The following is a 13993-nucleotide window of genomic DNA, read 5'->3' as shown; positions in this document are numbered from 1 at the left end:
TTCGGGCGGTGAAAAGTTCAGTTCCAGTGTTTTTACCAGTCCATTTAGAGTGACCGAACGGTCGCGATCTTCCCCTGAAAAGCAGACCTCTTGAGGAAAAGCCACGGGTTAGAGAGGTTGTTGTAAAAGACGCTGTACGACTTATTGACGCCAGAATGATGGCAATCTACCATCGCGCCATCACATTGATATCAAATTGTGATTTCGAGGGATCGAACAAACTATTCGCCAGCGGTTCTGCGATCGTTTTTGCCACGCTTTGGACGTTCTGACCGAGGCGCGCATTTATCCCCCTTTTTGCTTGTTCTCTCACCTGGCCCCGTGTTTTGGCCAGGCAGGGATCGCTTTGCCTGTTGATTACCCAGACCTCACTCGCCTGTCGCAACGAGAGCTCAAACATGGACGTTCGCCAATACGCCTTCCTCGCTGGTCAGCCTTCTGCTGACGTGAAAACCCGTGAGCATTTCTGGGGCATGCCCAAGCGCGGGCTGGCGTTCCTGCTGGCGAACGTCATGTTCTGGCAACCGATGTGGGCGCAGGCCGACGGCATTGTCGTGGCCAACCCGAACACCGCGCTGGATCGGGCCGGCAATGGCGTGCCGATCATCAACATCGCCACGCCCAACGGCAGCGGGCTGTCGCACAACCAGTTCCACGATTACAACGTCGGCGCGCAGGGCGTCATCCTCAACAACGGCTCGACGCAAACCTCGAACACCCAGTTGGCCGGGCACATCATCGGCAACCCGAACCTGAAAAACAGCGGCTCGGCGCAAGCGATTCTCAACGAAGTCATCAGCGGCAACCCAAGCCAGTTGCGCGGTTACACCGAAGTGGCGGGGCAGTCGGCGCGGGTGATCGTGGCCAACCCCTACGGCATCACCTGCAACGGCTGCGGTTTCATCAATGCGCCACGGGTCACGTTGACCACCGGCAAACCGGTGCTGGACAACGGTCGCCTCGATCGCTTTCAGGTCGATCAAGGCTCGGTCGCCATCGAAGGCGCCGGGCTTAACGCAACCAATATCGACCGCTTCGAAATCATCACCCGCACCGCGAAGATCAACGCCGAGATCCAGGCGAAAAACCTGACCATCGTCGCCGGGCGTAACGACGTCAACGCTGAACATCTCAGCGCCACGGCCCGCGCCGATGATGGCAGCGCCAAGCCGCAACTGGCGATTGACTCTTCGGCGCTGGGCGGCATGTATGCCGGGGCGATCAAACTGGTCGGCACCGAGGCCGGGGTCGGCGTGAAGCTCGACGGTAAACTGATCGCCAGCGGTGGCGATATTCAGCTTGATGCCAATGGTCAATTGAGCCTGGTTGATACCTCGGCCACTGGCGCGGTCAACGTCAAGGCGGCCAGCCTTGATGCGCGCGGCCCAGTCTATGCCGGCACCGCGCTCAATGTGCAGACCCAAGGCAATCTGACCAACCGCCAGACCCTGGCTGCCCGCGACAGTATTGCCCTGAGTGCCGGTGGGCAATTGACCAACGGCGGTGTCATCGAAGCCGGGGTCAACGCCGACGGCGGGCGCAACGGCAACGGTGATCTGAACCTGAGTGCGCAGAACCTCGACAACACTGGCAAAAGCCTCATCGCCGGCCGCAATCTGACAGTCAGCACTGCGCAAACCCTGAGCAACCAGGGCGGAACCCTCAGCGGACAAACCACGGCGATCACGGCGGACACCCTGGACAACCGCAATAGCGGACGCGTACTGAGCGGCGGCACGATGAACCTGAATGCCGCTCAAGTGCTGAACAACAAAGGCGTGATCAACAGCCAGACCAGACTGACCGGCAACATCGGTCAATTGATCAACCGCAATGGCGAACTCAGCGCCCAGACCGACGCAGTGCTGACGGTCACTTCGCTGGATAACGTCGCCGGTGTGATGACCGCCGGGCAGTTGCTCGACATCACCGCCATCAGTGCGATCAACAACAGCAACGGCGGCCGGATCGGCGCCAGACAAGCGCTGACCCTGCGCGCACAGCAATTCGACAATAGCCAGCAAGGCCAGTTGACCAGTCAAGGCACGCTGACCACGCGCATCAGCGATCGCCTGGACAACCAGAACAAAGGCCTGATCCAGGCCAACGCAGCGATGGACGTGCAGGCCACGCGCCTGGATAACCGCGCCGGCAAAATTTCCAGCCTCAACACCCTGACGGTTACCAGCGCCAATACGGACAACCGCAGTGGCACGATTCGCGCTGATCAGGCGGCGAAACTGCTGATCAGTGAACTGGATAACGGCGACAAGGGCCGCGTTGAAAGCAAGACAACGCTGACGTTCGAGGGCAACACGCTGGACAACCGCAACGGCGGTCTGCTCACCTCGACCGGTTTGCTGAGGCTCAAGGCCAACAATGTCATCAACGATGGCGGACGGATTTCCGGCAAGGGCGATGTCGACGCCAACATCGACAGCCTGAACCAGCAGGGCGGTGAATTGGTCGCCGAAGGCAACCTGTTGCTGACTGGCAAGAAGCTGCAGAACCATCAGGACGGTCTCGTCGGGTCGCTCAAGACCCTGACGGTCAACGTCGACCAGATCGACAACCGCGGCGGCTCGCTCTCCAGCCAGCAGGACCTGTACATCAACGGGTCGCGCCTGGACAACAGCGAGGGCGGCAAGGTGTTGTCCGACACCACGCTGGAGGCGAAGGTCGCGCAGATCATCAACGCCAGCAACGGCCTGATTTTCAGCAAGGGCGCGAGCACGCTGAGCGGCACCGGGTTGAACAACGTCGCTGGGCGGATCGTCAGTCAGAACAGTCTTGGGCTGACCTTCGACGGCGCGATGGATAACCAGCAAGGCCTGATCAGCAGTGAAGGGCAAATGATTCTCACCGCTGGCAGCCTCGACAATCGCTTGGGCAAACTGTCGAGCCTTGAAGCAATGGCGCTGACCGCCACCGGTGAGGTACTGAGCCAGGGCGGCCTGATCGTCTCGCAGAAAGGCCTGACATTCAAAAGTGGCAGCCTGGATAACAGCGCCAACGGCATCATCAGCGCCAAGGCCGATTCGACGCTGACCACCGGCGAGTTGAAAAACCGTCAGAGCGGCAGTATCGCCACCGATGGCACGCTGTTGTTGACCGCCGGGCACCTGGACAACTCCGGGGGCACCATCGGTAGCCAGCAGAAACTTCAGGCTTCGCTGACCTCGCTGGAGCAGGACGGCGGCGAGCTGTTCAGCAACAGCGACCTGACCCTGGACATGAACAACGGCCTGCTCAACAACCAGCGCGGCAATATTCATACGCCGGGCCAGTTGCTGCTGAAAAACCTCAAGGACGTCGACAACAGTGCCGGCGAAATTTCCGCTGCCAAGGCCTGGAGCCTCAATGCGCAAAGCCTGAACAACGACGGCGGCAAATTGCTCAGCAATGAAAAGCTCACCCTCGTCATCGACCGCGCCCTGAGCAACGTCAAAGGGGTGATTGCTTCCGCCAGCCTCGACAGTCGCAGCGACAGTCTGAACAACAACAGCGGCGACATTCGTGTGCGCGGCGATGTTGATTTCAGCGTGACTGGCATGTTCGATAACCAGAACGGTGTGGTCATCGCCGACAACGGCCTGACGATCACGGCCGCCAGTCTGGATAACCGTCAGGAAGGCCTCATCGGTTCTACAAAAGCGCTGAACCTTACCGTTGACCGTGTCGACAACCGCAGCGGCGAGCTGTCGAGCAAGGCTGATGTGAGCCTGATCGGCGCATGGCTGGATAACAGCGACAGCGGCTACATGCTCGCCGGCGGCAATCTGGCGCTGACGGTTAATGACGTCATCAACCGCAACAAGGGGCTGCTGTCTGGTGACAGCGGCTTGACCCTGACGGGCAAGACCCTGGAAAACAGCGGACGTCTGACCAGCCAGAAAGATATCGCAATCAACCTCTCTGCGGGTCTGAACAACGGGCAGGGCAGTGTCGTCAACGAAGGGGCTATGGCGATCAACGCCGACAGCCTCGACAACAAGGCCGGCACGGTCTCCAGCGCTAAAGCGCTGACCATCGACACCCGTGGCGCCATCAGTAACCAGAGCGGCAAACTGCTGACCGACACCGACCTGACGCTCAACAGCAGCACGCTGGATAACCAGCAACAAGGCGCGATCAGTGGCAAAGGCAAACTGGGCATCACCACCGGCGACCTCATCAACAGCCAGGCCAGCATTTACTCCGCCGATCAACTGCACATCACGGCCGGCCAGGTCACCAACACCGCCGGCAGCCTTGGCGCGGCCAATTCGCTGGTGGCCAATGTTCGTGGTCTCGATCAACAGGGCGGCAGGCTGTTCAGCAGCAATGCTGATGTCAGCGTCGATCTGAACGGCGGCGCGTTGAACAACCAGGGCGGCGTCATCAGTGCGCCGGGTCAGTTGCTGTTGAAGAATCTGGCCGACATAAACAACCGTGGCGGCGAGATCTCCAGTGATCAGGCTTTCGAACTGCTCGCCAAGTCATTGGATAACAGCGGCGGCCAACTGCTGAGCAATCAGAAACTCACCCTGCAGATCGACAACGCGCTGACCTCGATCAAAGGCAAGATCGCGGCGGCGGCGCTGCAGGTTCGCGCGGCGAGTCTGGATAACAGCGGCGAAGGTGTTTTGCTCAGTGACAGCGATATCGACGTCAAGGTCGATGGACTGCTGAACAACCAGAACAAGGGCGGCATCAAGGCCGCGCAACAGCTGAACCTCAACAGCACCGGCCTGAATAATCAGGGCGGCACGCTGGTGGGTGTTGCGGGCGTGGCGATCGATCTGGGCGCCACCGCACAGGATCTGAATAACCAGGACGGCCTGATCAGCAGCAAGGGTTTGCTGAACATCGCCCACCTGCGTGACCTGAATAACCAGAACGGCGTGATCAACAGCAAAGGCGTGTTGAGCATTGAGACGCTGCGCAACCTGAATAACCAGAAGGGCGAGATTTCCAGCGTCAACAGCTTCAGCCTCAAAGGCAACAGCCTGGACAACCGTGGCGGCAATCTGATCAGCAACGATCAACTGACCATTACTGCGGCGGATCTGAAAAACCAGAGCGGTCTGCTCTCCGGCTGGAAAAGCGTGAGCGTCAGCGGCGGCACCCTCGACAACAGCCTGGAAGGCGCGATCTCCAGCCAGCTCGGCAATGTCAACATCGACCTCAGCGGCGCGCTGCTCAACCACAGCAAGGGTGGCATTGGTGGCCTCGGCGAGGTGACCATCACCGCCGCAAGTCTGGACAACAGCGGCGGCACGGTCAGCAGTGACGGCAAACAAACCCTGAGCATGACCGGCGCGATCAGCAACGCTTCGGGCGGTCTGATCAAAAGTGGCGATACCCTCGATATCCGTACGGCCAGCCTGAACAACAACGCCGGCAATGTCATGGCGAAAAAAGCCCTGACCTTTACCGGCGGGCCACTGACCAACACCAGCGGCAATCTGGTAGGTGAAGACAGCGTCACCCTCGATTTGCTCGGAGCCCTGACCAACGTCAACGGCGCTCTCGGCAGTACGGGGGCACTGTTGATCAAACGCGCCACCAGCGTCGACAACCGCGGTGGACAATTGATCAGCCAGACCGTGCTGAGCCTGCTCACCAGTGGTGATCTGAACAACAGCCAACGCGGCACCGTGTCGGCCAACAGCCAACTGGATCTCACCGTCGGCGGCACGTTGCGCAACGATACCGACGGCCTGCTGTCGAGCCGCGATGCCGGCGTGACCCTCACTGCCGCCGCGCTGAACAACGCCAAGGGCGCTGTGCAAAGCATGACTGCACTGACCGTGAATGCAGGCAGCGGCGCCATCGATAACCAGGGCGGCAAGATCATCGCCCAGAACGGCGACCTGACCCTCACCGCCGCCAGCCTCGACAGCCGTGGCGGTGTGCTGTCGAGCCTCAAGGGTTTGCTGCAGACCCGCCTGACCGGCGTGTTGCGCAACGGCCAGGGCGGCAAGATTGAAGGCAGCCGCCTCGACCTGCGCGCACTCGGTGGTATCTACAGCGACAGTGGGCGCCTCGCCGCCAATAGCGGTGACATCCTGCTCAACGCCGGCGCCGGCACACTCGACAACAGCGGCGGCGGGATCTACGCCCGGGGACAGGTGAAAACCAGCGCCGGCTCGATGAGCAACAACGCCGGCCAGATCAGCGGCAATGGCATCGACCTGGGTGTCAGCGGCAACCTCAGCAACCGCAGCGGCCTGATCGAAAGCGCTGGCACACTGGCGATTCGCGCTGCCAACCTCGATAACCAGAGCGGCAAACTGCGCGCGCTGGGCGCAGGTGGCAAAACCGATTTCCAGATCGGCAGCCAGTTCGATAACCGCAACGGTCTGGTGGAAACCGCCAACAACGACTTCAACCTTGCCGCGCCGAGCCTGCTCAATGCCGGCGGCTCGATCACCCATGTCGGCGTCGGCGAATTCGGCATCTCGACCGCCAACGTCATGAACGCCGGCGGCTCGCTGGTAACCCTCGGCGGCCTGACGCTGAACGCGGACAGCTGGACCAACAGCAGTGTGATTCAGGCTGGGCGGTTGACGGTGAATGTCGGCAACTTTGTGCAGACCGCGAGCGGGCAACTGCTCGCTTCCAATCAGTTGGTGGCGCGTGGCGGCAACTGGACCAACGAAGGTTTGATTGCCAGTGATGGTGGCATGGACTTCCAGATAGGCGGGACTTACGGCGGAAATGGCCGTGTCAGCAGCTTGGGTGACATGACATTCACGGCGGCGCAACTGGGCCTGACCAGCGCTTCGAGTATTGGCAGTGGCGGGCAGGGCACATTCAACATTGGCGGGCTGCTGATCAATGCCGGTGGGCGACTTACGTCCAGCAATACGATGACGATCAACGCTGGTGGCGTGAGCAATACCGGTACGTTGGGTGCTGCGCAGAACCTGAATATCAGGACTGCAAGTCTGGTGAACGAGCGCGGCCTGCTCTTTAGCGGCAGCGCCATGAACCTGCTCGTCAATGACTTCACCAACCAGAACGGCAACGTCTACAGCCTTGGCAATCTGACCATTACCGGAATGGACGGCGGGCGGGCGAACACCGTCAACAACCGGGCTGCGACGATCAATGTGGACGGTGACTTTTCGCTATCCGCCAATAACTTCAGTAACAAGACAGAAGGCATCCTTGGGCAGGAGAAGCTCCTTTCCGGTGATATCACCTATCAATGTGTTGGCGGCGAATGCAAATGGATCGATTTTTATGTCGAGGAACATTACGAGTCTGAGTCCATCATCAGTGGCGAGCAGGCTATTGTGTCCGTTGGCGGAAATGTAAACGCAACCGTCGGCAATTTTTCCAATTTCGCTTCGGTATTCTCTGCGGGACAAAATATCAAGCTTGAAGTCGACACGTTTGATAACACAGGGCTGGAATCTGGAAGCTATACAAAAACCCTCATCTATTCAGGTAGAAACCGTGATTTTGATGCGTTTTTTGATGATACCACCGGCCTGATCACGGCATATGCGCGAAAGAATTCCAAATACGAACATGAATATTCGTTCTATTCATGCGGCGGGCAGGATTGGCAGGGTTGCGGCCTAGGCACCATTCCCCTCGCCAAACAGACAAAAACAACACTCAACCCTTATTTCGGCCAAGGCCCTGACGTTCCAGTTCCGGCGAGACTTCTGGAATACGCGCAAAAACCTGGTGGCGGTATTACTTACACGAACAAGGGTGGAGCCTCCGCGATTATCCAGGCCGGCCAGGCTGTGGAGGTCAATGCTAAAACGACCATCAAAAACGGTACCTTGCAGGCCTATTCAAACTTCGCCCCCGTTGCGAAGAACGCTCCGCAAACGGGGCCGAATGCCGGAGCGACAATTCCGGTCATCCGCATCAATTCGCAGCTGCCACCGGATCTTGCGCAACAACAGGTCAACCCGCTGTCCCTGCCGGGTTTCACCCTGCCAACCGGCGACAACGGTCTGTTCCGTCTCAGCCACAAGGGCGGCAGCGAACAAGACCTCGTAGCCGGTCGCGACTGGACCATCGGCACCATTGCCGCCAGTGCCACCCAGCGTTCGGACGGCATGCCCGCTCGGTCGGCGACTGCGTTGCAGTTCGACCAGAACGACCCGGTCTCGAAGAAAAAACGCGATCTGGCCTTGAGCGGCGTTCCCTCGCTGAATCTCAATGACAAGACCGCACAGTTCAACGTAGGTCCGGTGGCCGGCGACGGACCGGTCCGCGTAATGGCGCCGAACCGTAGCCAGGTTTCATTCGACGTACCACGCGTGCAGGGTCTGCCCGACACCAGCGTGCGCTCCAACCCGCACAAATACCTGATCGAAACCAACCCGGCGCTGACCAACCTCAAGCAGTTCATGAGTTCGGACTATCTGTTGGGCAAGCTCGGCTACGACCCCGACACCAGCGCCAAGCGCCTGGGTGACGGACTGTTTGAACAACGCATGGTGCAGCAGGCCGTGGTGGCCCGCACCGGCCAGCGCTTCATTGACGGCCAGACCTCTGACGAAGGCATGTTCAAGTACCTGATGAACAACGCCATCGCCAGCAAGGATCAGCTCAACCTGTCGGTGGGCGTCACCCTGACCGCGCAACAAGTGGCGGCACTGACCCACGACATCGTCTGGCTCGAAGAGCACGAAGTGAACGGTGAGAAAGTGCTGGTGCCGGTGTTGTACCTGGCTCAGGCCAACAACCGTCTGGCGCCTAACGGTGCATTGATCCAGGGCGGTGACGTGACCCTGATCGCCGGTGGCGACCTGAATAACGCCGGTACGCTGCGCGCCTCCAACAACCTGTCGGCCGAGGCCGGCAACAACCTTACCAACACCGGTCTGATTGAAGCGGGCGAGCGCCTGACACTCAAGGCCGGCAACGACATCATCAACAAATCCGGCGGCATCATTTCCGGCAAGGACGTCAGCCTCACAGCCACCAACGGCAGCGTGATCAACCAGCGTGACGTGACCAGTGTCGATGTCAATCGCGGTGGCAACGTGTTCCACCGCGACTACCTGGACAACGCCGCACGAATCGAAGCGGCCAATGATCTGACGATCAAGTCCGGCAAAGACATCAACAACATCGGCGGCGTGCTGAAAAGCGGTGGGGACATGACGCTCGATGCCGATCGCGATGTGAACATCACCTCGGTTCAGGATCGCAGCACCAATGCGCGGGGCGGCAGCTATCTCAATCAGACGATTACCCAGCATGGGGCTGAAGTGACGTCCGGAAGGGATCTGTCGATCAGTGCCGATCGGGATGTGGCGGTTGTGGCAAGTCGGCTGGATGCCAAGCGCGATCTCAAACTGGATGCCGGCCATGACATCGTCATCACCTCGGCTGCCGATGAAAGTGACTACGTCGCGCGTAGCAAGAAGCGCGCGAACGAGACTCACAGCATCACGCAACAATCCTCCGTACTGAACGCCGGGCGCGATATTGCACTGAGCGCGGGTAATGATCTGGGCATCATCGCCAGTCGGATCAAGGCCGAAGAAGATGTGAGCTTGAAAGCCGTTCAGGACCTCACCATTGCCTCTGCCCAGGATGAAAGCTCTACCTATAACTACAGGAAGAAAAAGGGATCGTTCGGGCGCAGCAAAACTACTGAAAGCGCGACTTACGACAGTACCAACGTGGCCTCGGTCGTAGAGGCCGGGCGCGACCTGACCGTGAACGCGAAGCTGTCGGACAAGGGCGGTGTTTCCCTCGAGGGGGGGCGCGATCTCACCGTGATCGGTAGTCAGTTGAAGGCCGGCAACAATCTGGTCCTGGGTGCGTTGAATGATATCTCGGTGCTCTCGGGTACTGATGAACACAGTGATTTCAGCAAGACAACCAAGAAAGGCTCATTTGGCCTGTCAAAAAGTGGAAAAAGTGCCGTCAACTCCAGCAGCACCCAAGTCGCCAGCGAGTTGCAAGCGGGCAATGACGTCGTTATTGCTTCGGGTAAAGACGTCCTAGTGCAGGCCAGCGCTGTTACTGCAGGCAACGATGCCGAGCTCCGCGCCGGTCTGGTGGATGACACGGGTGACATTAATCTGATATCGGCCAACGACACCCATTACAACCGAAGTGAGGCCTACAAAAAGAAAACCGGTCTCTCGGTCTCGGGTGGCTTTCTGTCTCTCACCTCCGCCAAGGAAGCGGGGCGGCAGGGTGACGGTAATACCAGTGTGGGCAGCCTCGTCAGTGCCGGGCGTGACACGATCCTCAGCGCCGAACGCGATATCAATGTATTGGGTAGCGGTATCGATGCTGGCCGTCACGTCAGCATGGACGCAGGTCGGGACGTCAACGTCATGGCCTCTGCCAATGAAAGTGCCGAGCACGCGTGGTCGAAGTCCAAACAGACGGGGATCGGCTTTTCCAGTGATGACAATGGCGTGGGCGTCTTTGCCGGCGTCGATGGGCTCAAGGAAAAGAATCGACGTGAACAGCAGAGCGGTGCTGCCAGCCAGATCAGTGCGGGGCAGGATCTGACCATCAACGCCAAACGCGATATCAACCAGATCGGCTCGGATCTGGCGGCCAATAACGATATCGAACTGAATGCCGACCGCAATATCAACATCGACGCCGGCCGTGAAACCCTGTTGGTGGAGCAGCAGCGCGAAACCGAGCGCAATGGCCTTGGCGTGCGTATCGACCACAACTATGGGCAAACGAAAGATGCGGTCAATGGTGCGGGTAAAGGTGAGGACAACGTCAGCAAAGGCTCAAGCACCCTCAAGGCTGTGGACGGCATCAGCCAGTTCCTGTCCGGACCGACAGCGGACGTCAAGTTCGGTAACAGCAAACAGAGCAGCAGTCAGCAAACCATTGAGCAGAGCAACCGATCTTCGACGCTGAATGCAGGCAACGATTTGAGCTTGAATGCGAAGAATGATGTAACGGTAAAGGGATCGAAGTTCCAGGCAGGACGTGACATCAACATCGTCGGTCGTGACGTCACCTTCGATGTCGCCAAAGGCGCTGTCAGCCAGGACAGCACCCAGCGCGACAGCTGGGGCGGCATTCATGGCGGCACCAGTGGCGGCTTCAAGATCGGCATCGGTGGCAGCTACGGCGTAGCCACTGAAGATGGGACACGTGGCTCTTCTACGCCCACTCAACTGGGGGCTGGCCGGGATGTCAATCTGCAAGCTGACCACGATCTGAATCTGATCGGCACGCAGGTCACTGCTCGTCGGGATATCGAGCTCAACGCCTTCAACGATTTGAACATTCGTTCGGCACAGAACGACAGCGACAGCGAAAGTAACCGACACAACGGTGGCGGTGAAGTGGGGCTGGTCTTTGGTTCCGAGGGTGTTGGTGTCTACGCCAGTGTCAGCATGGGCAAAGGCAATCTGGAGCGCGAGGGCGAGCGGCAACAAGAGGCTTACCTCTATGCCGGAGACCGGTTGGGCTTCACCAGCGGCAGGGACACCAATATCGCCGGCGCAACACTGCGCGGCGATGAGGTCAATGGTCGCGTGGGTGGTGACCTCAATGTGTCTTCTGTAGCCGACACCGGAAAGGTGAAGGGCAAAGAGTTTGATATCAGCGTTACTGCCACTTTTGGTCCGGGCGCCGGGGTCAGCGGTTCGGTGGGCTACGGCCAGACGACAGGCAAGACCAACTGGATCGAACAGCAAACCACCATCACCGGCAAAAACAAGGTTGATATCCGCACCGAAAATCACACTCAACTGGACGGTGCGCTGATCGCTGCCGACAACGGCAATCTGAAACTGGATACCGGCACACTGGGCTTCAGTGATATTGCCGGTTCAGACAAGGAGCATGGCTACTACCTGAACGTCGGCGGCAGTTACACGGCGGGTAAAGGCAGTGGCGCTCAGGACGCCAGCCAGACGGGCAAAGGCAAGGAGGGCGAGAACGGCTGGAGCGTCAGTGGCTGGAAGTACGACAAGGATCGCGAGCAGATTGTGCGAGGCACTGTCGGGGCCGGGGAAATTGTGGTTCGCCAGGACGCCGAGACCGGCAAGGACTCGACTGTCGGGTTGAACCGTGATGTCGACAAGGGCTATGAAGTTACCAAGGACAAGGAGTCTCGTACCGATCTGTACGTGAGTAAGTCCTCGCTTGAGGCTGTAGCGGATCCTTCCGGTACGTTGAAGGCTTGGGCCGATAAGATAGAGAACTACGCGGACGCTACTCAAGGTTCCTTTGAGGCTGCGCTCAGTCTGATTACCGGACCGGTCAACGTTGTCGGTCAAGCCTGGAATAATCTTCAGGCACAGCGGGTATCGCTGGATGAAGTTCCTGAGACAGCGCGCAAGGATCTTGGTGATGACCTGGCCCTCAACATCGCGAAAAATCTGGTTCGAAATGGCGGGAAGCCGGGAGATATCAATAATCTGAAACCGGAGGATGTCGCGGTCATCCGTAAATACGCGAAGGTGTTTGCGGAATTTGCCAGGTGCAGCGACTCAGGCGGGTGTGGTGCTGATGGTGATAAACCGGGGAATCCGGACGTTAACAAGTACCGTGATAACGACAAAAAAAACCTGACCACCTTGCTCAAGGATTTGCAACCAGGCACCCCCGGCGGCAAGTTGTTGGCTGAGACTGAGCGGTTGCAGAGCTTCATGGACGGACTGCCCAAGGAGCAGGCCCAGTTGCTGGCTCTGGGTATCCAGGCAGCAATGGGCCCGGCAAAAATGGCCCTTGGTCTTGCAGGAAATGTTCTGATCGCCAAGTTGTTCGGCGACAAAATAGACGCGGCCAAAGACGCAATTTCCAAAGGCATTGCCAGTGAACTGAGCGGTGAGGACAAAGACCGGCTAGAGCACAGTGATAACACCTTTAAAACGATGTTTGCCGCTGGAGCGACCGAACAGCAGGGCGACATCTATGTACGCGGCGCCACTACTCTGCTGAACATCGCCTTGGGCACTGCGGCTAACATGGCAGGCAGTGTCACTGGCAAGGTCTTCAGTGTCGCGGGCGGAAGGGGAACCACAGGCGGTAAACTTACCGATCCGATTGATCCCAAACACCCGGGTTGGGCAAATGAATTCGGCGATACATCGGGCAAGGGATGGGTCGACGGGCCACCGGTCAAACCAACTGTTGCGCCTGTGCACACCGACGTGCCGAAGCCTCATGTCGAGGCGGTGGTAAAAGTCGAGACTGCAAAGTCCGTCAAAGGCAGTCATGAATACGAACTGCTCAACAATCCTGCTGCCAGAAGCCCCAACACCCGGTATGAGCTGGATAATGGCAATACCTTTACGACCAACAGCAAGGGTATGGTAGAAGAGCTGACGTTCACCCCGACCAAAGAGAAAGTGCCTCGGGATTCCAGGCAGACGGAGGCTGGTAAAGAAGGCCGTGACACTGACGTGGGCGGGCACATTCAGGCGTGTAGCAATGGCGGGACATGTGATAAATACAATCTTTTTCCTCAGGACAAGAATTTCAACAATTCAGCCTACAAAGTGTTCTATGAGAATAGAGTGAAGGAAGCCCTAGATGATCCTGCCCGAACGGTAGGGCCTACTACGGTCAGGTTTGAGCGTGCAGATCCCGGCTCAGTGCGACCTGATTCGTTAGTATTGACGTACGTTATTGACGGAAAACCCAAAACCGTGACTTTTAAAAATGAACCTCATCAAATTCCGGAGGTAATAGAGTGATTACAGAAGACTTCGAACTCGTTAAATCAATTTTCGAGCTGGTAGAGACCGGAATTGTTCACGGTTATGACGCCTTTCGATACAGCGTTGAGTGGGGGGGGAACTATATGGAGGCCGACCTCGCTGTAGAAAAAAATGGCTCAGAAATTTGGGACGCTGAAACTGATTTCAATAACTCGAAAATCTATGCGCTTGTAGAAAAATTACACGAGAATGCGGTCACTCGCGGCGAGCCGTGGAAGTCATTTGTCCTGTCTTATCGCGAAGGCGAACAAGTCAAAACGAAATTCAACTACTAAACGGTGATGCGTATTCCAGGCATCCAGGATGCAGCGGGC

Annotated in this window: 2 protein-coding genes; both read left to right on the top strand. The window is 58.3% G+C overall.

Going from position 1 to position 13993, the window contains the following annotated elements:
- Positions 1-398: 398 nt before the first annotated feature.
- Positions 399-13655, top strand: a complete 13257-nt coding sequence (locus tag AC3WMV_RS25650; RefSeq protein WP_103369199.1) for a hemagglutinin repeat-containing protein — start codon at positions 399-401, stop codon at positions 13653-13655.
- Positions 13652-13954 carry a hypothetical protein gene (locus AC3WMV_RS25645; protein WP_103369200.1) on the top strand — a complete coding sequence of 101 codons (303 nt, stop codon included), beginning with the start codon at positions 13652-13654 and terminating at the stop codon, positions 13952-13954. Before AC3WMV_RS25650 ends, AC3WMV_RS25645 begins: the two co-directional genes overlap by 4 nt.
- The last annotated feature ends 39 nt before the right edge of the window (positions 13955-13993 follow it).

Source organism: Pseudomonas sp. FW305-3-2-15-E-TSA4, from assembly GCF_058787295.1.
The sequence above is the reverse complement of the archived record's forward strand: the minus strand, read 5'-3'. Positions and strand labels throughout refer to the sequence as shown.